This window comes from Actinoplanes sp. 13, assembly GCF_056134165.1.
Map to the genome: position 1 here is coordinate 1 of NZ_JBVYOQ010000024.1, position 23,943 is coordinate 23,943.

The 23,943-nt window shown below is 70.6% G+C and carries 16 protein-coding genes and 1 pseudogene; 10 read left to right on the top strand and 7 right to left on the bottom strand.

Annotation, left to right across the window (positions count from 1 at the left end; all coding sequences use genetic code 11):
* Both AC0NH5_RS32935 and AC0NH5_RS32940 read left to right on the top strand, forming a co-directional pair.
* Nucleotides 1–204 (top strand): EGFR-like transmembrane domain-containing protein (locus AC0NH5_RS32935; RefSeq protein WP_474410842.1); only part of this gene is annotated, 204 nt, incomplete at its 5' end.
* A gap of 11 nt (nt 205–215) precedes the next feature.
* Entirely contained in the window at nt 216–938 is a 723-nt protein-coding gene (locus AC0NH5_RS32940; protein ID WP_474410843.1) for a YcnI family protein, read from the top strand.
* A 226-nt stretch (nt 939–1,164) separates the two neighbouring features.
* On the opposite strand, the gene AC0NH5_RS32945 is transcribed toward AC0NH5_RS32940, so the two are convergent.
* The gene (locus AC0NH5_RS32945) at nt 1,165–1,530 is read right to left on the bottom strand and encodes an MmcQ/YjbR family DNA-binding protein (protein WP_474410844.1); all 366 of its coding nucleotides are present in this window, start codon (nt 1,528–1,530) and stop codon (nt 1,165–1,167) included.
* Nucleotides 1,531–1,728: 198 nt separating this feature from the next.
* Here AC0NH5_RS32945 and AC0NH5_RS32950 point away from each other — a divergent pair, with 198 nt between their 5' ends.
* Entirely contained in the window at nt 1,729–2,685 is a 957-nt protein-coding gene (locus AC0NH5_RS32950) for a sulfite exporter TauE/SafE family protein (protein ID WP_474410845.1), read from the top strand.
* Between the two features lie 152 nt (nt 2,686–2,837).
* Here AC0NH5_RS32950 and AC0NH5_RS32955 read toward each other — a convergent pair whose 3' ends face one another.
* Both AC0NH5_RS32955 and AC0NH5_RS32960 read right to left on the bottom strand, forming a co-directional pair.
* On the bottom strand, nt 2,838–3,761 hold the full coding sequence (locus AC0NH5_RS32955; protein ID WP_474410846.1) for a diacylglycerol/lipid kinase family protein: 924 nt from the start codon (nt 3,759–3,761) through the stop codon (nt 2,838–2,840).
* 64 nt (nt 3,762–3,825) lie between these two features.
* On the bottom strand, nt 3,826–5,085 hold the full coding sequence (locus AC0NH5_RS32960) for a cytochrome P450 (protein WP_474410847.1): 1,260 nt from the start codon (nt 5,083–5,085) through the stop codon (nt 3,826–3,828).
* 128 nt (nt 5,086–5,213) lie between these two features.
* Between AC0NH5_RS32960 and AC0NH5_RS32965 the strand changes: the two genes are divergently transcribed.
* From AC0NH5_RS32965 to AC0NH5_RS32975, 3 genes and pseudogenes are all read left to right on the top strand, one after another.
* Complete coding sequence (locus tag AC0NH5_RS32965) at nt 5,214–8,537, top strand: AfsR/SARP family transcriptional regulator (protein ID WP_474410848.1); 3,324 nt, start codon at nt 5,214–5,216, stop codon at nt 8,535–8,537.
* Nucleotides 8,534–8,893: pseudogene (locus AC0NH5_RS32970) on the top strand (hypothetical protein); the annotation flags it as partial. The gene AC0NH5_RS32965 and the pseudogene AC0NH5_RS32970, both read left to right, overlap by 4 nt.
* A gap of 168 nt (nt 8,894–9,061) precedes the next feature.
* Nucleotides 9,062–9,868 (top strand): class I SAM-dependent methyltransferase, encoded by an 807-nt coding sequence (locus AC0NH5_RS32975; protein ID WP_474410919.1) that lies wholly within the window; start codon nt 9,062–9,064, stop codon nt 9,866–9,868.
* Nucleotides 9,869–10,037: 169 nt separating this feature from the next.
* Here the strand turns inward: AC0NH5_RS32975 and AC0NH5_RS32980 are convergent, their stop codons facing one another.
* Both AC0NH5_RS32980 and AC0NH5_RS32985 read right to left on the bottom strand, forming a co-directional pair.
* Entirely contained in the window at nt 10,038–12,056 is a 2,019-nt protein-coding gene (locus AC0NH5_RS32980) for a VanW family protein (RefSeq protein ID WP_474410849.1), read from the bottom strand.
* A 115-nt stretch (nt 12,057–12,171) separates the two neighbouring features.
* Entirely contained in the window at nt 12,172–14,418 is a 2,247-nt protein-coding gene (locus AC0NH5_RS32985; protein WP_474410850.1) for a response regulator, read from the bottom strand.
* A gap of 248 nt (nt 14,419–14,666) precedes the next feature.
* On the opposite strand from AC0NH5_RS32985, the gene AC0NH5_RS32990 reads away from it, so the two are divergent.
* A complete protein-coding gene (locus AC0NH5_RS32990; RefSeq protein ID WP_474410851.1) occupies nt 14,667–18,305 on the top strand; it encodes a PAS domain S-box protein in 3,639 nt (1,212 codons plus the stop codon).
* 59 nt (nt 18,306–18,364) lie between these two features.
* Here the strand turns inward: AC0NH5_RS32990 and AC0NH5_RS32995 are convergent, their stop codons facing one another.
* On the bottom strand, nt 18,365–19,360 hold the full coding sequence (locus AC0NH5_RS32995; RefSeq protein WP_474410920.1) for a TerC/Alx family metal homeostasis membrane protein: 996 nt from the start codon (nt 19,358–19,360) through the stop codon (nt 18,365–18,367).
* Nucleotides 19,361–19,745: 385 nt separating this feature from the next.
* On the opposite strand from AC0NH5_RS32995, the gene AC0NH5_RS33000 reads away from it, so the two are divergent.
* On the top strand, nt 19,746–19,898 hold the full coding sequence (locus tag AC0NH5_RS33000; RefSeq protein ID WP_474410852.1) for a hypothetical protein: 153 nt from the start codon (nt 19,746–19,748) through the stop codon (nt 19,896–19,898).
* 169 nt (nt 19,899–20,067) lie between these two features.
* Here the strand turns inward: AC0NH5_RS33000 and AC0NH5_RS33005 are convergent, their stop codons facing one another.
* Nucleotides 20,068–20,640, bottom strand: coding sequence for an alpha/beta fold hydrolase (locus AC0NH5_RS33005; RefSeq protein ID WP_474410853.1), 573 nt, complete (start codon nt 20,638–20,640; stop codon nt 20,068–20,070).
* A 325-nt stretch (nt 20,641–20,965) separates the two neighbouring features.
* Between AC0NH5_RS33005 and AC0NH5_RS33010 the strand changes: the two genes are divergently transcribed.
* Both AC0NH5_RS33010 and AC0NH5_RS33015 read left to right on the top strand, forming a co-directional pair.
* Nucleotides 20,966–22,324, top strand: a complete 1,359-nt coding sequence (locus AC0NH5_RS33010) for an MFS transporter (protein WP_474410921.1) — start codon at nt 20,966–20,968, stop codon at nt 22,322–22,324.
* A gap of 280 nt (nt 22,325–22,604) precedes the next feature.
* Nucleotides 22,605–23,870 carry a glycosyltransferase family 4 protein gene (locus AC0NH5_RS33015; RefSeq protein ID WP_474410854.1) on the top strand — a complete coding sequence of 422 codons (1,266 nt, stop codon included), beginning with the start codon at nt 22,605–22,607 and terminating at the stop codon, nt 23,868–23,870.
* Nucleotides 23,871–23,943: the final 73 nt, after the last annotated feature.

A 23,943-nucleotide genomic window follows, 5' to 3' on the forward strand; every position in this document is an offset into this window, starting at 1 on the left:
GAGGGCTCTGCTCCCGAGGGCTCTGCTCCCGAGGGCTCTGCTCCCGAGGGCTCTGCTCCCGAGGGCTCTGCTCCCGAGGGCTCTGCTCCCGAAATCGAAGAGACGTCGTCCAACACCGGGACGGTCATCGGGGTCATCGCCATCGCCGTGGTCGTTCTGGCCGGGCTCATTGGTTTCCTGTACGTTCGTCGCCGAAAGGCATGAAAGGTCCCGTGATGAAGCAATCCCTCCGGCGCACCGCCGCCGCCTCCGCCCTCACGGCGGCGTTCGTGCTCGCCCTGGCCGCCCCCGCGGCCGCTCACGTGACGGTGAACCCCGGCACGGCCACCCAGGGTGGCTACACCAAGGTGACGTTCCGCGTGCCGAACGAGAGCGACACCGACTCCACCACCAAGCTGGAGATCAACCTGCCGGCCGACGCACCGGTCGCCTCGGTCTCGCTGCGGCCGGTCCCGGGCTGGACGGCCACCCCGGTGAAGACCAAGCTGGCCACCCCGATCCAGGCGCACGGCACCGACATCACCGAGGCGGTCACGAAGATCACCTGGACGGCGGCCGCCGGCTCCGAGATCAAGCCCGGCACGTTCCAGGAGTTCGACGTCTCGCTCGGTCCGCTGCCGCAGACCGACCAGATGATCTTCAAGGCGCTGCAGACATACTCGAACGGTGACGTCGTGCGCTGGATCGACGAGCCGGCCACGGACGGCACCGAGCCGGAGAGCCCGGCGCCGGTGCTGAAGCTGACCGCCGCGGGAGCCGACGGGGCGCCGCCCGCCGCGGCCCCGTCCGAGCAGGCGGAGCTGACCGTCGGCGAGGCCGAGGAATCGGACAACAGCGGCGTCGTGTGGGGCATTGCGGGCCTGGTCGCCGGTGTGGCGGGCCTGGTGCTCGGGCTGCTCGCCTACCGCAGGGCGGCGGCGGGCTCCACCACTTCCTGAGCCGACGGCTTCTCGCACTTCCGGGGCGATCCCGGCGCTGCTGCCCAGCGCCGGAGATCGCCCCGGATCCTTTTCGGCGTGCTCAGTTGTCGGGAGGGCTCAGTTGTCGGGAGGGCTCGGCTGTCGGGAGGGCTCGGCTGTCGGGAGGGCTCGGCTGTCGGGAGGGGCTCAGTTGTTGGGAGGGGCTCATCCGTACAGCCGAAGCTTGATGCTTGAAAGGCTCTGCTCAGGCGTTCAGCTGCGCCTGGATCTCCTCGGGAGCGCGCATTCGCCACGCATCGGTGATCAACTCAGTGAGTCTGGCCACCGAGACCTCCGGGAGCCGCAGCATGACCAGCGGCAGGCCGTCGTACCCCGGCGTGGTGAAGAAGAGGTCCGGCTCGCCGAGCAGCAGCGCCTGCTTCTCCGCCTCGTCACCGACGAACAACACGGCCACATCGGTCCGGATCACGCGCGGCTTCCCGGGCGGGCGTTCCGGGTACGACCAGACGAAACCCCTGTTCGCCACCCGGAAGTCGAAGCCGTCACTGTCGATCTCCACGACCTGGGGCAGCGAGAGCGCCAGGCGGCGCACGTCGTCCGCGTCAGCCATGGGCACAGGCTAACCGGGCCGATATCGATCACAACATGTGGACGCCCGCTTGTCGGGGGGTGAGCTATGTACTAATCTCCGACCCAATAAATAGGAAATAGAGACCAGGCATAAATAGAAATCACCGCGCAGGGGTCGGCGACGAGGCCGAATTGCTCGCTGTGCGTAGGTCGTCCACCCACCATCGGCGGTGAAGACATGCAGAAACTCCTCCTCCTGGCTCTGGTCGGGCTCGGGGCTCAGCTCGTCGACGGCAGCCTGGGCATGGCCTACGGCGTGACCTCGACCACCCTGCTGCTGGCCGTCGGCACCAACCCGGCAGCCGCGTCGGCCACCGTGCACCTGGCCGAGATCGGCACCACGCTGGTCTCCGGCTTCGCGCACTGGCGCTTCGGCAACGTCGACTGGAAGGTCGTACTGAAGATCGGTGTGCCGGGTGCGATCGGCGCCTTCGCGGGCGCGACGTTCCTGTCCAGCATCTCGACCGAGACCGCGGCGCCGCTGATGGCGATCATCCTGCTCGCGCTCGGGCTCTACGTCTTCCTCCGTTTCACGTTCCAGGGCCTGCCCCAGGGGCAGCTCGGCAAGCCGCTGCGCAAGCGGTTCCTCGCCCCGCTCGGCGTGGTGGCCGGCTTCGTCGACTCCACCGGCGGCGGTGGCTGGGGCCCGGTGGGCACCCCGGCGATCCTGGCCAGCGGCCGCCTCGAGCCGCGCAAGACGATCGGCTCGATCGACACCAGCGAATTCCTGGTCGCGGTGGCCGCCAGCATCGGCTTCATCATCGGCATCGGCTCGGAGAACATCGACTACGGCTGGGTGCTCGCGCTGCTGATCGGCGGCGTGATCGCCGCACCGATCGCGGCCTGGCTGGTCCGCCACGTGCCGCCGCGGGTGCTCGGCGCCGCCGTCGGTGGCGTGATCATCCTCACCAACACCCGGTCCCTGCTGCGCAGCGACTGGATCGACGCGTCGGACACCGTCCGCTACGGCTTCTACGCGGTGATCTACGTGGCCTGGGCGGCGGCGCTGGTCTACGCGATCAACCAGTACCGCAGCCACCGCGACGAGGACGCCCGGATCCTGGCAGAGGCGGAGGCGGAAGCCGCTGCCGCCGGCGGCGACACTCCCGACGAGAAGGCCGGCACACCCGCCTGAGCGGCGCTGCCACAGTCGGCTCTGTGCGGCCGGCTCTGTGTGGCCGGCTCTGTGTGGCCGGCTCTGTGTGGCCGGCTCTGTGTAGTCGGCTCTGTGTAGTCGGCTCTGTGTAGCTGGCTCTGTGTAGTCGGCTCTTTGCGCGGCCGGCGTCGTCAGTGGTCGGGGGTGCCGGGCGGGGCCATGATGCGCAGCGCGTTGGCGTCCAGCGCGATCCGCAGCGGCGTCTGGCCGCACGGCTCGCCGTCCACCTCGACGTGCGCCGGCCGGTCGGTCTCCAGCCACAGCTCGCCGACCGCCAGGAACGGCCGCTCGTGCTGGCTGCGCCGGTGCCCGGTCAGCGCGTTGCGGGCCGTCTCGCGCAGCAGTTCGCGGCGGGTGCGGCCGCCGACCGGGTACGCCACCAGCAGCCGGTCGTCGGCGTGCGCGTCGGCGGCGATCGGGCGGCCGGCGTGGAAACCGCCGTTCGCCACGTACACCTGGTGGGTGGTGAAGACCAGCTCGCGGCCCTCCGCGCGAACCGTCACCCGCAACGGCCGGTGCCGGGTGAGCAGGCCCAGCGCGGTGACCGGATAGGCGAGGCGGCCGATCACCCGCTTCAGCCGGCTCGGCGCGTTGATCATCACTTCGGCGGAGAGCCCGGCACCGACATGGTTGGTGAACGGCATGTTCCCGGCGACACCCAGATCCACGTCGATGACCGCACCGTCGCTGAGGACAGCGATCGCCTCGTCCAGGTCCGGCACGATGCCGACCGTACGCGCGAAGTTGTTGGTGGTGCCCAACGGCAGCAGCCCGAGCGCGATGTCGCGGTGCGCGAGCATCCGGCCGGCCGTGCTGATCGTGCCGTCGCCGCCGCCCGCGACGAGCAGGTCCGGACCCTGCTCGATCGCCGCGGCCAGCGACTTCTCCAGGTCACTTTCCACCGCGTACGCCCCGGTCAGCCGGAAGCCGGCGGCCTCCAACCGGGCCCGGGCATCCGCGTAGAGCTGCCGGCCCCGGCGGGAGCGCGCGTTGACGACCAGCGCCGCCCGCCGGTCGCGCCGGATTGCCTCGGTCAGCTCCTGCTTCGTGCGCACCGGCAGACCCTATCGCCCGGCCCGTCCGTTCCCGCCGCGACCGGCGGGCATCGCGGTCCCGCCGTCAGCGCGTCACCCGAACCTGGACCGCCCGGTAGCCGCGCAGCACGAATGTCGGGTGATACGCCGGCTCGGCGGCCAGCGTAAGACCCTGCGTGGTTGGGTGCTGCGTGGTCGGGTGCTGCGTGGTCGGGTGCTGCGTGGTTGGGCGCTGCGTGGTTGGGCGCTGCGTGGTTGGGCGCTGCGTGGTGGTGCTCTGCGTCTGGAGCATGGCGGTGAGGCCGGCCTCGAGCTCGATGCGGGCCAGCGGGGCGCCGAGGCAGAAGTGCAGGCCGGCCCCGAAGCCCAGGTGCGGGTTCGGGTCGCGGCCGGCGTCGAAGCGATCCGGTTCGGTGAAGACCGCGGGATCCCGGTTGGCGGCGCCGATCAGTGCGGCCACCTCGGCGCCCGCCGGAACAGTGACGCCGGCGATCTCGACGTCCGCGGCGGCGGTCCGGATGAACAGGTGCAGCGCGGCGTCGTACCGAATCATCTCCTCGATCGTGGTGGCGATCAGCGCGGGTCGCGCACGCAGCCGGGCCATCTCCCCGGGGTGGCGCAGCAGCGCCACCGTCCCGTTGCCGAGGGTGTTCACGGAGGCCTCGTGCCCGGCGTTGAGCAGCAGGACCGCCGAGGCGATCACCTCGTCGGCGGAGAGGCCGACCGCCACCAGATGACTGATCAGGTCGTCGCGCGGCTCGGCACGGCGGCGGGCGGCCAGATCACGCAGGTAACCGGCGAACTCACGGCAGGCGTCGAGGGCCGCCGCCTCGATCTGCGGGGTGCGGGACACCTCGTACATCCGCACGATCGCGGCCGACCACGGCCGCAGCCGTCGCCGGTCGGCCGGCGGCACCCCCAGCAGCTCCGCGATGACGGTCACGGCGAGCGGCTCGGCAAGGTCGGCGATCACATCGAACTCGGGGCCGGCGGCGGCCAGCAGAGCGGTGGCCTCGGCGGCGATCCGCGGTCGCAGGCGTTCGACGTGCCCGCGCCCGAACGCCTTCGCCACCAGTGAGCGCAGCCGGGTGTGCACCGGCGGCTCGGTCTCCATCAGCTGGTGGCGGTGCAGGACGTTGAACGGTTCGAAGATGTCGGCCGGCTGCCTGTCCCGCCAGAACCGGCCCAGCCTCCGGTCGCGGAGCACGGCGTTCACGGTGGCATGGCTCGCGGCCAGCCAGCGCCCGCTGGGTGCGTGGAAGCTGAGCGGGGCGCTTTCGCGCAGGGCGGCCAAGGTGGGGTACGGGTCTCGCAGGAACCCGGGATCCGCGAAGTCGACGTGCACCCGGTCCAAGGTAGAGCGGCGAAGCGGAAGTGGGCGACGCCCGCCTGGACCGGCACGCGGGTGTCCGTTAGCCGACGAGGCGGGATAAGGACTGGAAGGCAGCGATCAGCGGTGGCGAGAATGACGCCGTGAGTATCCAGGTGGGCCTGCTGGGGCCGATCGAGCTGCGCCGCGACGGTGTGCCGGTTGCGCTCGCCGGTGTGCCGCAGCGTGTGCTGCTCGCCCGGCTCGCGCTGGCTGCCGGGCGTGTCGTGCCGGTCAGCGAGCTGATCGACGTCCTGTGGGAGAGCGCGCCGCCGGAGAACGCGGTCGGCAACCTGCACAGCTACGTGTCGCGGCTGCGGCGGTGCACCGGCGGGGACGCTGTCCGGCGCGAACCCGGCGGCTATCGCCTGGAATGCGCTGTTGATCTCAGCCCTGTTGATGTCAGCCCTGTTGATGTCAGTGCTGTTGATGTCAGTGCTGTGGATATCGGGGTGGTGGAGCGGCTCGTCGAGGCGGCCCGCGGTCAGGACGCGGCCCGGGCGGCGGCGACGCTGGCCGAGGCGCTCGCGGTGTGGCGCGGGGACCCGCTCGCGGATGTGGCGGACCGGCCGGCGTTCGCGCCGGAGGTGGCCCGGCTGGCGGAGTGGCGGCGGCACCTGCGGGAGGAATACCTGGAACGGCGCCTGGACGCGGGGGAGGCGGCGGCCGCGCTGCCGGAGGTGGAGGCCGTGGCGCTGGGGGAGCCGCTGCGGGAACGGGCGCAGCTGCTGCTGATGCGGGCGCTGCACGTGACCGGGCGGACCCCGGAGGCACTGGCGGTGGCGCGCGGGTTCCGGGAACGGCTCGCGGAGGAGCACGGTATCGATCCGTCGCCGGCGTTGACCGGGCTTCAGCAGCGCATCCTCAGCGATGATCCGGGGTTGCGGCCGACTGCGCCTGTGCCCGCAGTGACCGCACCGCCTGCACCCTCTGACTCTTTGGCGCCGTCCGAGCTGTCGGCGGGTGCCGGGCCTGCGGCGGTCGGCGCGGTTGAGGGGCGTGCGGTTGTGGGGCGTGCGGTTGAGGGGCGTGCGGTTCGGGGGCATGCGGTTCGGCGGCGTGCGGATCGGTTCTTCGGGCGGGTGGCCGAGTTGGCGGCGGTTCGCGACGCGCTCGCCACTGGGCGGGTCACCACGCTGGTCGGGCCCGGCGGCGTCGGGAAGACCCGGCTGATGACCGAGGCGCTGACCGGCGGAGAGCTGGTCGTCGAGCTCGCCGAGCGTTCGGTGCCGGCCGACGTCTTCGGCGACGTCGCGGCGGCGGTGGCGGGCGCGCTCGGGCTGCGCACCGCGCCCCGCGGCGGGATCGCGGCGCTCGCTGAACGGCTCGGGGCGACGCCCGCCGTCCTGGTGCTGGACAACTGCGAGCACCTGCTGGACGCGGTGCGGGCCCTGGTCGGTGAGCTGGTCACGCGCTGCCCGCAGGTGCGTGTGCTGGCCACCTCCCGGCAACGTCTGGACGTGCCGGGCGAGCGGGTGCTGCGCCTCGGCCCGCTGCCGGCCGACGATCAGGTCGCGCTCTTCTGCGACCGCGCAGCCTTGCTGCGGGCTGATTTTCCGGACGATTCGCGTACGCGTGAAGTCGCCGCCGAGATCTGCCGGCTGGTCGACGGGTTGCCGCTGGCGGTGGAACTGGCGGCCCGGCGGGAGGCGGTGTTCGGGCTGACGCACCTGCGGGACCGGCTGGGCGCCGGGCTGCACGTGCTGGACCCGGCGCGGGGAGGGGATCGGGCTACTGCGGTGGCGGCGACCGTCGAATGGTCGTACCGCCTGCTGGATCCCGCGGCGCAGCGCCTGCTGGACCGGCTCGCGGTGTTCCGGGGTGGTTTCGGCCTGCCCGTCCTGCCGTATCTCACCGGTCCAGATCACGTGGGTCCAGATCACGTGGGTCCAGATCACGTGGGTCCAGATCACGTGGGTCCAGATCACGTGGGCCCAGATCACGTGGGCCCAGATCACGTGGGTCCAGATCACGTGGGTCCAGATCACGCGGGTCCAGATCACGCGGGTCCAGGGGGCTCGGGTGCACCGGACCAGCTGCTCGCTGAGCTGGTGGACGCGTCGCTGGTCACCTGTGACCTCTCCGCCGACCCGCCGCGATATCGCCTGCTGGAGACCGTCCGGCACGTCGCGCTCGCCCACCTGAGCCCGCACGCCGAGCACGAGGCCCGGGACGCGCATGCCCGCTGGGCGCTCGACCTCGCCGCCGAGCTGGTCGAACGCGGCCGGGAACGCGATCCGTGGACCACCCCGACGCTGCGCCGGGAGCTGGCCAATCTGCAGGAGGCGCTGACCTGGCTGGGCGCCAGCAACAGGGATCGCGCCAGCAACAGGGATCGCGCCAACAGGGATCGCGCCAACAACAGGGATCGCGCCAACAACAGGGATCGTGGTGCCCGCCTGGCCGCGCTGCTCGCGGTGATCGGCTCGGACGCGCCCGATCCCGGCCTCACCGAACAGCTCGCCGGCTGGGCGCCGCAACGGGTGGAGACCGAGACGGAGGTGCTCCGCGCGCTCGCCGCCGGCAACGCCATCTGGCTGCGAGGCGACCTGCCCGGCGCGGACCGGCTGATCAGTCAGGCGCTCGACCGGATGCCCGGGGACCATCCGCTGCGCTGGGCGGCCCTGATCGTACGGATCTCCTGCGCGATGTTCGCCGGCCGGGCCGATGCGGTGCGGGCCGACGCCGAGGTGATGGCCGACGATCCGGGGGCTCCGCGGTGGGCGCGGGCCACAGGCATCTGCTGTGCGGCGTTGATGGACGCTTACGGCGGGGATGCAGCGGCGGGCCGGCGGTGGTTGCAGAGGTACGCGGATCGGCTGCAGAGTCCCGACGGCTTCGTCCCGTTCACCCACGGTGAGCTGCTCGCCGACAGCGATCCGGCGGAGGCGCTCGCCTGCTATGACCGGTCGATCGCCGCCAGCGACCGGGTCAACCAGGTCTACGTGGGCAATGTGGCGCGGGTGGCCCGTGCAGCGGTGCTGATCCGGCTCGGTCGCCACGAGCAGGCCGTGGCCGCTTGTGACGAGGTGATCCTGGCTGTCCGGGACACGAGCATGACGGCGCAGGTGTGGACCATGATCCGGTTGATCGCGGAGCTGCTCGCGGACCTCGGTGACGTGGGGACGGCTGCGGCGCTGGTGCGGGCGGCGGACGCGGATCCGCTGGCGCCGGCGGTGATGGCGGCGGACCGGGAACGGCTGGGCCGGCTGCGGGATGCGGTGCCACCGTCCTCCGTGTCGCCGTTCTCCGTGTCGCGGTCCTCCGTGTCGCAGTCCTCGGTGTCGCCGTTCTCCGTGTCGCAGTCCCCCTTGCTGCCGTCTCCGGTGCCTGGGGACGCTGCCATGCTCATCGGGTACGCGCGGGACGCTCTCAGCAAGGCGTGGGCAAGGCGACGGCAAGGGGTGGCCCGCAGTGTCGAGGCATGACTACTTCTGCTGTAACCGCATCCGCATCTGCCGTCGACTCCGCACCTGCCACCGACTCCGCACCTGCCACCGACTCTGCACCTGCCACCGACTCTGCACCTGCCACCGACTCTGCACCTGCCACCGACTCTGCACCTGCTGTCGATGAGGCTCGGGTCGAGGCCTTCGTCGGTCAGCTCATCACTGACTTCGCCGGGGCGGCGAGCACGGCGATGACCGTCCTCGGTGACCGGCTCGGACTGTTCCGGGCGATGACCGGGGCCGGTCCCGTCACGGCGGAGAAACTGGCTGCGCAGACGGGCCTGAACCCGCGCCTGGTCACCGAGTGGCTCCGGCAGCAGGCGGTCTCCGGCTATGTGATCGCGCACCCCGCCGGCTCCGCTCCGGCGGCTACTGGATCTACGGCTGCTGGATCTGCTACTCCTGGATCTGCTACTCCTGGATCTGCTACTCCTGGATCTGCCGCTCCTGGGTCTGCTGCTACTGGGTCTGCCGCTATTGAATACGCAGCCTTCGAGCTGCCCGTGGAGCATGCGCTGGCGTTGTCAGTGGTGGACTCCCCGGCCTACCTGGTGGCGGCAGGCGAGATCATCACCGGCTACTTCCAGGCGATGGAGAAGCTGGAGACGGCCTTCCGGGGTGACGGCGGGCTGCCGTACGAGGAGGCGCCGGGGTGCACCCACCACGGCATCGAGCGGTACTTCCGGACCGCGTACGTCAACCAGCTCGCCCAGATCTGGTTCCCGGCCGTGCCGGGCCTGGTCGCCAAGCTGGAGGCCGGGGCCCGGATCGCCGACGTCGGCTGCGGGCACGGCTTCGCCGACCTGCTGATCGGCAGCACCTGGCCGTCCGCCACGGTGCTCGGCTTCGACAACCACGAGCCGTCGATCGCCCTCGCGCGGGCCCGTGCCATCGAGGCCGGCAGCCCGCCCAACGTCTCGTTCCACGTCGCCGAGGCGGCCGGGATCGGCGGGCACGGGTCGTACGACATTGTGGTGTTCTTCGATGCCCTGCACGACATGGGTGACCCTGGTGCGGCGCTGCGGGCGGCGTACGAGGCGCTCGCCCCGGGCGGGATCGTGGTGGCCGTGGAGCCGTGGTCGGCCGACGACTGGACCTCGACGATCGGGATGCCCATCACCCGGATCGGGTACGCGTCCTCGACCGCCCTGTGCACCCCGGGCTCGCTGAGCCAGCCCGGCGCGTACGGGCTCGGCACCCTGGGCGGCCCCGCCGAGCGGCTGAAGCTGCTGGCCGGAGCCGGGTTCGCCGACCCGGTGGTGGCCGCCGACACCGGCTTCAACCTGGTGGTGTCGGCGACCAAACGGTGACGTGTTTGGTCACAGCGACTTGATGTTCAAGTTGCCCTTCGTCTGCGCGGCCCTTCGTCTGCGCGGCCCTTCGTCTGCGCGGCCCTTCATCTGCGCGGCCCTTCATCTGTGCGGCCCTTCATCTGTGCGGCCCTTCATCTGTGCGGCCCTTCATCTGCGCGGCCCGGAGCTAGTCAGTGGCCTCCGGGCCCGCGCAGATGTAGTTCGGCTCAGCGTCGTACTTCCAGGTGAACTTCTCCCGCTTGACCACCTTGCCGTCCTTGTGGAACAGCCGGAAAGCGTCCTGGGTGAATCCGTTGATGCCGCTGGTGGCGATGCAGCTCGGCCCGTCCGGCAGGGTGATCGTCTGCGGCGAGGTGATGTTGCGGCGCGGGCTGTACTCGGTGGTCACCTTGTCCCAGACCTTGGTGCTCCACACCGACACGGTGATCGAGTTGCTGGTGTACGCGGTGTCGATCAGCACCCCGTGCGGGCTGTCGTTCTTGAACTTGAAGTCCAGGTCCGGGTAGAAGATCGTCGACTCGATCACGGCCGGATAGCGGTCGAAGTAGAACGAGTGCGGCTTGTGCTCGACGTCCTCGAGCCCCGCGTAATAGGTGGCGTTGAACAGCGTAGTGGTGAACTGTGAGACGCCGCCGCCGACGCCCGGGACGAGCTTGCCGCCCAGGATCACCGGAGCGTCCTTGTAGCCCTGCTTGTAGCTGCGCTCGCCGGTGTGCCGGTTCAGCGAGAACGTCTTGCCGGGCAGCACCAGGGCGCCCCGGACCTGCTTCGCCGCCTGCACGATGTTCTGGCTGCGGGACGAGGACAGCCCGCCGGTGAACTTCGTGGTGAAGGTCGAGACCTTCTCCTTCACGCCGAGTTTCTGCAGGTCGGCGGTGGTCAGCTTCGGGGCGCTCTCGATGAGGGTGGCCTTGATCGACCGTTCGCCGGTCTTGCGCAGCACGTCGAGCAGTTGCGGCGCCATCGCGGCCAGGTCGACGGCGTTGCCCTCGGCGCCGTCCACGATCACCGGCTTGCCGCCCTTGAACGTGAACCGGGCGTCGCGGGCCGTCACCTCGACCTCGGCGAGCCGGCCCTTGACGGCGGCGCGCAGCTTCCTCTCGTCGATCCGCGGCTCGATCCTGCCGCTCTTGTCCGCGGTCAGCACCAGGCTCTTCGCGATGGCGGCAGGCGGCAGGGTGACCGTGCCGCGCGGCGAGTTCACCGTCACCGGACCGGAGACCGCGGGCTTGGCGAGCGACTCGACCAGTTCGTCGACCTCGGCCGCGGTGGTGGTCGCGTTCACGTCTACCAGCGGAACGGTGATTGTCTGGTCCGGGCTGGGCTGTCCAGTGCTGGGCTGTCCAGTGCTGGGCTGTCCAGTGCTGGGCTGTCCAGTGCTGAGCCAGCCGGCTCGCACCGCCTCGGCTGACCGGGCCGGGTCCAGGTCGCGGCCCGGCTGGGGGTGCACGGCGCGCGGTTTGACGCCGTCGAAGACTACGGCGGGCTTGCGCATCGGGGTGCCGACCTTCCCGGCCGACTTGCGCAGCGCGGCGTCCAGCAGCTCGGGGTCGACGGCTACTACCGGGGCCACCTCGCGCTCGTCGAGGAGCGCGGGACGGCCAGTGGCGGCCGCGTCGATCGTCGCCTCGACGTCGACCACCAGGCCGACGTCTGCGGGCTTCACGGTGACCTCTTTGCCGCCGCCGTCTGCGTTGCCGCCTTCGTCGATTCGTACTTTGACGGGCTCGGTCAGCTTCTTGTCCGCGGCCAGGTGGTTGCGCAGGGCGGTGGCCGCCGCGGTGCGGCTCAGCCCGCCCAGGTCCACGCCCAGCACGGTGACCCCACGCGGCACGTCGCCCCGGAAGGCCCAGGACGCCGCCGCGCCTGCGCCGATGGCCAGAGCGAGCGTGGTGACGCCGGCGATGAGCAGGCGCCGGCCCCGGCGTGGGCTGCCGTCCGGGCGGTCAGGGTCCGCGGGTGCGCCGGGTTGCAGGAGGACCGGCTGGCCTGCGCTGTCTCGGCTGGCGCTGTCCTGGCCTGCGCTGTCTCGGCTGGCGCTGTCCTGGCCTGCGCTGTCTCGGCTGGCGCTGTCCCGGCCGGTGCTGTCCCGGCCGACGCTGTCGTGCGCCGGTGTGGCCTGGTGCGGCAACCGTATGGTCGGGTTGTCCTCGACGGGCGGCTGGCGGTCACTGGCAGGTGTCACCGGGCGTCCTCCTGGGGGGCGGTGGGCGCTACGTCCGGTCTGGACGCATTTGTTCGCGCCGATCGCGGCGCGGGCTCAGCATGCTAATCGACGCGGAGCCCCTCCGACCTCTCGATCAGTTGTGATGAGTGGCATTCAACGCCGACCGCACCGTGTTGACCAGGGTCTCCCGGTTGTACGGCTTCGCCAGAATGGTGGATCCCGGCTCCAGGTTGTTGCCGGACTCGTCGAACAGCGCCTCGGCGAACCCGGAGACGAAGACGATCGTCAGGTGCGGCTGCCGGGCGGTGGCGATCTGGGCCAGCTGCCGGCCGTTCATGCCCGGCATCACCACATCGGTGACCAGCGCCGACACGTGCCCCGGGTGCTGCTCCAGGACCTGCAGCGCCTCGGCGCCGTCCGACGCGGTGAGCACGTTGTACCCGGCGCCGCTCAGGATCCGCGCGGTCACCTTCAGCAGCGCGGCCTCGTCGTCGACCAGCAGCAGCGTCTCCCCGCCGGCGCACGCCTCGTGCTCCTCGGCCGGCGGCTGCGCCACTGTGGTGAGGACCGGCCCAGCGAGCGGCCCGGCGAGCAGCCCAGACAGCGGCCCAGCGAGCGGCCCGGCGAGCAGCCCAGACAGCGGCCCAGCGAGCGGCCCAGCGAGCGGCCCAGACAGCGGCCCAGACAGCGGCCCAGCGAGCGGCCCAGCGAGCGGCCCAGACAGCGGCCCAGCGAGCGGCCCAGACAGCGGCCCACTCAGCACCGCCGGCAGCGCGAACGTTGCCGTGGTGCCGTGTCCCTCCCGGGACAGCAGGGTCAGCTGCCCGCCGGCCTGGCTCACGATGCCCTGCGCGGTGGACAGGCCCAGCCCGGCCGTGCCGCGGGTCGGCTTCGTGCTGAAGAACGGCTCGCAAGCCCGGTCCAGCACGTCCGGCGGCATGCCGTTGCCGGTGTCCCGGATGCGCAGCACCACGTTGTCTTCCTCCCGGGCCGTGGCGATGGTGACGGTCCCGCCGTCCGGCATCGCCTCGGCGCTGTTGCGGACCAGGTTCTGCACCGCCTGGGTGATCTGGGCCGGGTCGGCCTGCACCTCCGGCACCCCCGGATCCAGGTCGAGCACCAGGTCGACGTGGTCACCGACGGCTTCGCGCAGCGACGAGGAGGCCTCGCGCAGCAGGGCGTTCATGTTGAACGCGGTGGGCTGGGTGATCTCGCGGCGGCCGAACGCGAGCAGCTGCTGGGTCAACGTCTTGGCCCGCTCGCCGCCGTTGACCACCTGGCTGAGATCGGCGAGCAGCGACTCCGCCACCTCCGCCGGGATGCTGCCGTCCGCCTGCCCGTCGGTGATCGACTCGATCGCGAGCGTGGTGTACCCCAGGATGGCGCCGAGGATGTTGTTGAAGTCGTGCGCGGTGCCGCCGGCCATCCGGCGCAGGCTGTCCAGCCGCTCCGCGTCGCGGTGCCGGATCTCCTCCTGGCGCCGCTGGGCCTCCTCCTGGCGGTGCTGGATCTCCTCGCGCAGCCGCTCCTCCGCGGAGACCAGGTCGGTGACGTCGTCGACCATCAGGACGCCGCCGGCCAGCTGCCCGTCATCGTCGTCGCGGATCTGCCGCAGGTGCAGCCGCAGTCGCCGGGTGGTGCCGTCCGGCCAGGTGATCCGATGATCGAACTTGAGCTCGGTCGCGTCGCCGACGCCGTGCACCAGACTCAGCGCGGCGTCCTGGGCGGTGGTGTCGAGGGCGGTGTCGAGGCAGGCCAGCCAGCCCGCGCCGAGAAGGCTGTCCAGCGGCACCTGCATGATCTCGCCGAGGCGCGGGTTGATGTAGTCGGCGTTCCCGTGCCGGTCGAGGATGCCGATGCCGACCGGGGACGCGACCGCCATCGCCTCGAACCGGCGCTCGGTGTCGTGCAGGGCGCGGACCTTCTCGATCAGCTTGGCATTCACGGCATGCAGGTGCGCCTGGGCGAAGGTCTCGTCGGCGGCCGGCACGTCGACGGTGACCGGGCCTTGCGCCAGCGCGGTGTCCACCGCGTCGAGGAGGGTGTGCGGGTCCTGCGAGCGCAGCACCACCTGGCTCACCCCGCACGCGTCGGCGATCGGCCGGGTCTCCGGCTCCAGATAGTTGGCGGTGTAGAAGATCACCGGCGCCTGGGCGGCGAGCGGGTCGGGGTCGGAGCGCAGCCGGTGAACCAGTTCCAGGCCGTCGATGCCGGGCATCAGCACGTCGGAGACCACGACGTCGGGGTGGTGGACGTGGGCGAGGCGGAGCGCGTCGGCACCGTCGTGCGCCTCGATGACGTCGTGACCCCGGTACCCGAGGAGCATGCGCACGATGTCCCGGTTGGCGGCCACATCATCGACGACCATCACCGTCGCCACGGCGCCCCCTCTGTGACGTCGAGAAGCCTGTCCTGTCGAAGGTCGTTCACCAGCTTTGTCCGGTATTAAGGCTAATGCAGAAAATGATCACATGTACGGTGATGCTGAATCAGATTCGTCTTGATGCAGGTGTGGCGCTGGGCTGCTGGGATCATGGCTGCTGGGATCTGGGGCTGCTGGGATCTGGGGCTGCTGGGATCTGGGGCTGCTGGTGGCCTCTGGGAGGGAAAGAGTGGTGGGGGAGAGCGGTGCGTAGGCCGGGGCGGGCGCCCGCACTGCTGGTGCTCGGCGCGCTGACCGCGGCAGGGGTGACGCTCGGCGCCGAGGTACTGCGCTACCGCATAGGGCGCCGGCTCGACCAGTACTTCTACCTGGCCGCGATCCTGGAGCACGCCGAGACGCCGGCCTTCGTGAAGAGTCTCAGTGGCCGCTTCCGTCTGGTCAGTGGGGCCTTCGAGCAGGTTGAAGGGCTGCCCGCCGGCCGAGTGGCTGGTCGCCTCGACCGGGAGGTGTTCACCCCGGAACGCCTGGCGGAGATGCGGCGCCGGGATCGGGCCGTACTGACGGCTGACGGCCCGCTCGCCTTCGAGGACGTCTTCCCGGGCCGTTCAGCGCCGGGCAGCTCAGCGCAGGGCAGCCCAGCGCCGGACAGCTCAGCCTGGGGCAGCTCAGCCTTGGACAACTCAGCCCTGGACAGCTCAGCCTTGGACAGCTCAGCCTTGGACAGCTCAGCTCCCGTCAGCCCATCCTCGGAGAACGCTGCCGGTGAACGGCGGTTCCTCACCACCCTCTACGTGCTGCGCAATCGACGCCAACGGCCGTACGCCATCTTCGGGGTGGGCACCGAGGTCACGCAGTTGCGCCTGGCCGAAGGGCAGGTGGAGAACGAGCGCCGGGCGCAGGCGCACACGAACGCCCGGCTCGCCGCCATCGTCGAGGCCTCCCAGGACGCCATCGTCAGCAAGGCCCTGGACGGCACGATCCACACCTGGAACCCGGGCGCCGAGCGGCTGTACGGCTACACCGCCGAGGAGATGGTCGGCAACGACGTCACCCGGCTGCTCCCACCGGACCGGCTCGGCGAGGAGAAGATTCTGCTCGGCCGGGTGCTGCGAGGCGAGGCACTGAGCCGGTACGAGACCCGCCGTCAACGCAAGGACGGCACCGTCATCGAGGTGTCGCTGAGCATGGCCCCGATGCGCGACATCGACGGTACCGTGATCGGCGCCTCCACCGTGGCGCACGACATCACCGCCCGGGTGCACGCCGAGCAGCGGCTCCGCGTCGAACGCGAACAGCTCGAGATGATCATGCGGGCGGCCAGCGACCCGTTCTTCACGATGGACGGCGACGGCCGGATCGTGGAATGGAACCGGCAGGCCGAGCATGTCTTCGGCTGGCCCCGTGCGGAGATCGTCGGCCGCCACGTGGCCGACACCATCCTTCCGGCCCGCTACCGGGAAGGGTTACGCAGTCTGCTCAGCGGGCGACTGGACCGGCTGCTGGACCGGCCCACCGAGATCGCGGTGATTCGAAGGGACGCTTCTGGCGCCCACCGTGATGGCAGTTCTGAGACCGGCGGTTCTGATGTCGGCGGTTCAGACGTAGGCGGTTCTGATGTCGGCGGTTCTGACGTAGGCGGTTCTGATGTCGGCCGCCCTGTGGTCGGCGCGGAGGTTCCAGCCGAGCTGACCATGTGGCGTCTCGGCTACGACGGGGGAGCCAACTTCCACGGCTTCATGCGCGACATCACCGCCCGCCGGCAGACCGAGCTGGCCCTGGCCGAGGCGCGGGACCAGGCGATCGAGACGGCGCGGTTGAAGTCGCAGTTCCTGGCCTCGATGAGTCACGAGATCCGGACGCCGATGAACGGCGTCATCGGCTTGACCGGCCTGCTGCTCGGCTCGGACCTCGACGAGAAACAGCGCCGGTACGCCCAAGGCATCAGCGCCGCCGGGTCCGCGCTGCTCGCCGTGATCAACGACATCCTGGACTTCTCCAAGCTGGAAGCCGGCAAGGTCCTCCTGGAGGAGGCCAACTTCCAGGTCGGGCACCTGATCGACGATGTGGTATCCCTGGTCGCGCCGCCGGACACCCGCGACTCGGTGACGGTGACCGCGATCTGCGACCCGCGCCTGCCGTCGACCGTCTGCGGTGACCCGGCCAAACTGCGCCAGGTGCTGCTCAACCTGGCCGGCAACGCGGTCAAGTTCACCAGCCACGGACACGTCACGGTGACCGCCTCGTTGGACGACCGGCAGCTGGGTGACCGAGAGCTGGGTGACCGAGAGCTGGGTGACCGGCAACCCGCGGACCCCGACGCGGTGCCGATCCGGTTCGAGGTGCACGACACCGGCATCGGCATCGACAAGCGCCAGCAGGTCGACCTCTTCGAGGCGTTCACCCAGGCCGACGCGGGCACCACCCGGCGGTTCGGCGGCACCGGTCTCGGCCTGGCGATCAGCCGGGACCTGGTCGAGCTGATGGGCGGCCGCATCGGTGTGGACAGCCAGCCGGGGCGGGGCAGCACGTTCTGGTTCACGGTCACGATGCGTGCGGCTCGCCCCGGGCTGGACGTCTCCGACCGGCATTCGCTCGACGGCCTGCGCGTGCTGATCGTCGACCGGGACGACACCGATCGCGCCGCGCTCGCCGACCAGCTCACCGCCTGGTCGATGCAGGCGATCAGCGCGGAGGACACCGCCGGCGCGGGAGCCGTCCTGCGCGAGGCGGCCGCCGCAGGGCGGCCGGTCGATCTGGTCCTTCTGGACATCGGCACGGTACGCCAGGACGGGCAGGACATCACGGGACTGACGCTGACGCCGGACGGCTGCCCGGCACCCAAGACCATTCTGCTCGCCGGCGATGCCCACCACCTGCCCGATGAGCGGGACCCGGAGCGGTTCTCCGCGGCGTTCGCCAAACCGCTGCGCCAGTCACAGCTGTATGACGCCCTCGTCGGCGCGCTGGCGGACCGGGCCGGACGCCAGCGCGCCGACACCGTCGCCGGAGCGTCGCCGAGCCGGGGGCACCTGCTGCTGGTCGAGGACAACGACATCAACCGCACCGTGGCCCTGGGCATCCTGGCCAATCTCGGCTACAGCGCGGACGTCGCGGTCAACGGCGTGGAGGCGGTCGAGTACGCGGCTCGTGCCTCTCGCCCAGGTGAGCCCGGATATCAGGCGATCTTCATGGACTGCCTGATGCCGGAGATGGACGGGTACGCCGCCACCGAGGAGATCCGCCGCCGTGAGCCACCCGGCCGCCGCGTGCCGATCATCGCGCTGACCGCGAGCGCGTTGCCCGAAGACCGGGCGCGGTGTCTGGCAGCGGGGATGGACGCGCACATCGCCAAACCGCTGATCCCGGGTGACGTGGCCCGGGTCCTGGAGGAGTGGGGGAGCGGAAAGCCGGTGCGTGATGTCACCGTCAGCGCGCCCCAACCAGATTTGGCTGCCGAGCCGAATCTGACCCCGGAATCCGAGCGAGCGACGGTGCTTTCGGAGATCGAGCGGCGCCTCGATCAGCTGCGCGGTCCGGATCCGGTGGCCACCGCGAAGGCTCTGGACGCTCTGCTCGGCTCCCTGACCGCGAAGATCCCGGAACACCTGGAGCGGATCGCGCAAGCCCTCGCCCTCGACGACGCGGCCACGCTGCGCGGTGAGGCGCACCAACTCAAGGGCATCATGGCGAACCTCGGGACGACAGCCGCCACCGCGGCCTGCGACCGGCTGGAACTCGACGGCCGGGCCGGCGACCTGGACGCGGCGGTGGTGTCCCTGTCACAGGCCCGCCGCCTGGTCGCGATCGTCGGAGACGCGGTCGGCCGGATCCGCGAGCGCTCCACATCGATGCCCGCACCGGCCGGCCCGCCCCCAGCGCCATAGCGACCCCCCAGCGCCATAGCGGCCCGCCCCAGCGTCATAGCGGCCCGGCTCGCGATCAGTTAACCGACCGGCGTCCGTTCGCGCGCCGCGTCCCGCCGGTTCGCGAGCACGCTGGTCACAGTCACGGTGGCCAGCGTCACCGCGATGACGGCCAGCGACAACTCCGTCGGGATGTCCGGCACCCGCGGCCACACCTTGTGCGCCCAGTGCAGCACCAGCTTCACCCCGATGAAGGCCAGGATGATCGCCAGCCCGTAGTCCAGGTGCCGCAGCCGGTCCAGCACGTTGCGCAGCACGAAGTACAACGCCCGGAGTCCGAGCAGCGCGAACGCGTTGGTGGCGAACACCAGGTACGGGTCCTCGGTCACCCCGTACACCGCCGGCACGGAATCGACGGCGAACACCAGGTCGGTCATGAAGACAGCCACCACGACCAGAGCCAGCGGCGTCAGTGCCCGGCGCCCGTCGACCCGTACGGTCAGCCTGCTGCCCTGGTAGTCCCGGGTCACCGGCATGAACCGGCGCATCAGTCGTACGCTGCGCATGTTGTCGATGTCGACATGGAACTGCTCGTCCCGCATCGCGTCGCGCATGACCTTTATCGCCGTCGCCAGCAGGATCGCACCGAACAGCAGGAACGCCCACGCGCCGGTCTGCAGCACCGCCGCCCCGGCCGCGATGAAGATCGCCCGCAGCACGAGCGCGCCGACGATCCCGTAGAGCAGCACCCGTTGCGCCAGGGCGGTGGGCACCGCGAACGCCGCCAGCAGAAGCATGAAGACGAACAGGTTGTCGACCGACAGCGACTTCTCCACCACGTACCCGGTGAAGAACTCCATGGCCGGTGTCCGGCCGTACACCTGCCAGATGAGCACCCCGAACGCGGCCGGCAGCGCGAGATAGAAGATCGACCATCCCACCGCCTCGCGCATCGCCACTTCATGCGGGCGGCGTGTCACGGCGAAGTCGGCGGCGAGCAGAGCGAGCAGCACTGCCACGGTAAGCGCCCACAATTGTGGGGTCGCGATGGTGTTGAGGGCTGCACTGGAATCCAGGGCGGCGCTTGAATCCAGGACAGCACTGGAATCCAGGGCAGTACTTGGATTCAGGGCAGCGACAGTATTCAGATGTGGCACGGGTCCCCCTCGGACACGTTTCGTCGTCCGAGGTCTCCCTCACCCGAAGCGCCGTTCGTCGGCGGCAGCCGGGCGAGCGCACGGGGGCAAGTTCGGCATGCCCGTGGTGACCGCCACGCTCTTTCCGGAGGTACTCCCCTCACTCCGCAGGATAGGCAACAACTGGGGGGTCAGCTATCCGCATCACGCGAATACGCGATTCGGGTTGACGGGCCGCGGGTCGGGGAGGACCGTGGAAGTACGCCGTTAAGGCAGGTCAAGGGGTTCGCGTGATCCCGTGGTCGCGGTTCCGGGGAGGTTCCGCATGTTGATCGACATCCTGATCGGCACGATGCTCATCGCCTGCATGCTGATCAGCAGCGCCGCGCTGCTGCCACCACGCCGGCACGGGCATGCGGGCCATCATTTCTACCATCGCCGTTTCCACCATCGCCGTTTCCACCATCGGCACAGCTGAGAAACATCCGACCGGCGACCCGTGTGCGTTAGGGCCGCCGGTCCTCCCGTTTGGTCTGATTCACAGGCGCAATCCGTAAGCCGCAATCCGTGCGAATGGGAGCCGCGCCTTTCGGAACCCGGTTCCGCTGATCCGCGCGATTTCTCAATCGCAGCGATTACTCCCTCAGCTAAATAAGATCGCGCAGCGTGGCCGCGAAAGTCGCCGGCGCGCGCAGATGCGGGAAACCCGAACGCGGCCGGGTGGGGGAGACCGGATGGGGCCGCCCACGACCTGCGGTCGGCCGCTTGAACCAGCATCGGTACGCCCGAAGCAGCGTCGCATCCCGTTGAGCGACCGCGAACTGCCGGTACGGTGCCGGAATGTCTCCCAGATCGGCCGCGGCGAGGTGTTGCTCCACGGTGTCCGACGGCTCGGCGAGCGGCTCGTCGAACGTGAGCACCGCCCGGGTCGCGTAGGAGCCGGCGAACGCGTCAGCGAGCAGCGCTGACTCGCCGTGCCCGACGATCACCGGCGCCCGGTGCAGGTCGAGGCCGGCCACCAGCACCGCCAGGTCCTGGGTGAGCGCGTCGAGCTCGTAGTCGCCGCGCGGCGCCGACTGGCCGTGACCCGGCAGGTCCACGGCGATCACGCTGCACGAGTTCCCCAGTTCGGCGGCGACCGGCCACCACATCGTGCGGTCGTACAGCAGCCCGTGCAGCAGCACGACGGGACGGCCGTACCGGCCCCAGCGGTCGTACACGAGACGATTTCGTGGGGTTCCGAAGGCGTGAGTGGTGCGGCGGGGCGGTTGGGGATGCATGCGTCTGGTCTTCCTGTTCCGGGGCGCCACCAAACATGTGACGTCTTCCGCCATGTGCTGAGCCGCGCACGGATCGTGGCCGGCGGCACGGTCCTGGAGGTCCACACTTCGCTCTCGACATCTGCTGAAAACACACCTCCTGTACGAGCCATCCTTATGTACGGACAAGATGATGTTCTCGATCGAAGGCGACGACAGGAGCTCTCCGGTGACCGATCAGGCCGCGCCGTCCCGACCGACGAGCGCGCTCACCCCGTGGCGGGCGATCGTCGGATTCGGGGTGGTGAGCCTGGCGGCCGACATGGTGTACGAGGGCGCCCGCTCGATCACCGGACCGCTGCTCGCCACCCTCGGTGCGTCCGCGTTCGCCGTCGGTCTGATCAGCGGCGCCGGCGAGGCTGCCGCCCTGCTGTTGCGCCTGGTATCCGGCCCGTTCGCGGACCGCAGCGGCCGGTATTGGGCGCTGACCATCACCGGCTACGCGATGACCGCCGTGTGCGTGCCGCTGCTCGCGATCGCGCCCCTGCTCGGCGGCGCCGGCCTCGCGGTCGCCGCGTGCCTGATCGTTGCCGAACGGGTCGGCAAGGCGGTCCGTAGTCCAGCGAAATCGGCTCTGCTCGCCGAGGCGGCCGGCGCAGTGGGCCGGGGACGCGGATTCGCCGTACACAAGGCTCTTGATCAGATCGGTGCTTTCGCCGGTCCGCTGGTGGTGGCCGCGCTGGTCGCCGCAGCGGGCACGCTGTGGCCGGCGCTCGCGGCCCTGGCCGTCCCCGGCGCCGTCGCGATGGCGTTGCTGCTCTGGATGCGGCGTAGATTCCCGGCCTTCTCCAGCGCTACGGCCTCGGGCACGGTTCCGGGGGGCGCGGTCCCGCCGGACACAGTTCCATCGGGCACCGCTCTGTCAAACACCGCTCCGTCAGACACCGCTCCGTCAGACACCGCTCCGTCAGACACCGCTCCGTCAGACACCGCTCCGTCAGACACCGCTCTGTCAAACACCGCTCTGTCAAACACAACATCGCCGACGTCGGCCCAACCTGCCTCACCCGCCGGCCGTCTTCCGCAGCGCTTCTACTGGTTTGCCGCTTCGGCTGCCGCCGCCACCGCCGGGCTCGTCACGTTCGGGATGATCTCCTACCACGCCAACCGCACCGCCGGGATCGCCCTCGCCGCGGTGCCCCTCCTGTACGCCGGCGCGATGGCTGCAGGTGCTCTCGCTGCGCTGGTAAGCGGCCACCTCTACGACCGCATCGGCGCACGGGTGCTGTACGCGCTCCCGCTCCTCGCCGCGGCCACCCCCGCGCTCGCCTTCGCCGACGGGTCCGGAGCGACGGCCGCGATCATCACCGGCACGCTTCTCTGGGGCGCCGCGATCGGTGTGCAGGACTCCACGGTCAAGGCTCTCGTGGCCGACATGGTCCCCGCGCCCCGCCGGGCCACCGCTTACGGAGTCTTCGCCGCGATCCAGGGCGCCGCCGCGCTGGCCGGTGGCGCCCTCGCCGGCGGCCTCTACGGCTATTCGATCACCATGCTGGCTGTCGCGGTGGCAGCTCTCCAGGCCGTTTCAGCAGTCCTGCTGGCCGTAGCCCTCATCCGAACGGCTCGAGCAGACGATCAGCCGTGAGCGCCTGTAACAGGGACCAGTTGCAACAGGGGCCAGTTGCAACAGGGGCCAGTTGCAACAGTGGCACTTGCAACCGTGGCACTTGCAACCGTGGCACTTGCAACAGTGGCACTTGCAACAGTGGCACTTGCAACCGTGGTCGCCCGCAACCGTGAACACCTCCCGATGCGTGGGCAACAACCGATGGACCGTGGGCAAAATGCGGTCTTGTCGCCGATCGTTCGGCTCGGCGTCACGGACGTGTAGCCCTGTTGATCGAACCCGGCATTCCCCTGTGTTCATGCGCATCGCGCTGGTCACAGAGTCTTTCCTGCCCGACGTCAACGGCGTCGCCAACTCGGTCGCACGGATGGCCGAGCACCTGGTGCGCACCGGCCACGACCCCCTGGTGATCGCCCCGGAGCCGCCGGCCGGCACCGGCCAGTCGGTCGGCCCGCTGCCGTACCCGGTGGTGCGTGTGCGGTCCCTGCCGATGCCCGGCTACCCACAGCTGCGGCTCGGCCTGCCGGCTCCGGCGTTGCACGCCGCCATCCGCCGCCACGACACCGACGTGGTGCACTTGGCGAGCCCGTTCGTGCTCGGCGCCTGGGCGCAGGTGAGCGCCCGGTCACTCGGCCTGCCCTCGGTCGCCGTCTACCAGACCGACGTGGCGGCGTACGCCCGCGCCTACCGAGCACACCTGGCCGGAGCACTGCGCCCGGCCGAAGCTCCAGCCCTCCCGGGTTCACGAGGTCTCGCCAGATCCCAGAGCCTGCCCGAACTACGGAACCTCACCGGACCGCGGAGTCTGACCGGGTCACTCGGAGCGCGCATGGCGTGGCGGTGGATCCGTACAGTGCACAACTCCGCCACGCGTACGCTCGTGCCCTCCACCGAATCGATGGCCGCCCTGGAGTCCCACGGCGTGCGCCGCCTCCACCTGTGGCGGCGCGGTGTCGACGACATCCGCTTCCATCCCCGCCACCGCAGCACCGGCATCCGGCGCGCGCTCGCCCCGAACGGTGAGGTCGTCGTCGGTTTCGTCGGCCGGCTCGCCGTCGAGAAGGAGGTCGACCTCCTCGCCGGCGTCGCCCGCCTGCCGGGTGTGCGACTCGTCGTGGTCGGTTCCGGTCCGGCCGCACCGGCTCTGCGCAGGGCACTACCCGGCGCGACCTTCCTGGGCGCGCGGCACGGCGCCCAGCTGGCCCGCATCTACGCGAGCCTCGACATCTTCGCGCACACCGGCCCGTACGAGACCTTCGGCCAAGCAGTCCAGGAAGCGATGGCGAGCGGCCTGCCCGTCGTCGCCCCCGCCGCGGGCGGCCCGCTCGATCTGGTCGCGCACGGCCGTACCGGATATCTGGTGCCGCCACATCAAGCCGGAGGCTTCACCGAGGCAGTGGCACATCTCGTCGCAAATACCCAACTGCGGCGGGCCTTCGGCACCGCGGCGCGGGCGACGGTGGAGGGCCGCAGTTGGTCCGCGATCGGCGACGAGCTTGTCGGTCACTACCGGGCCGCTCTGGGTACGCCAATTGCGGCGCGCGTCCCCGCGGTTGCCGGATAGCGGACGTATGGTGGCCGCGTGGCCGTGCGCTCCGATTCTTGTGATCCGATCCGTATGAACCGTCGCGCAGCGA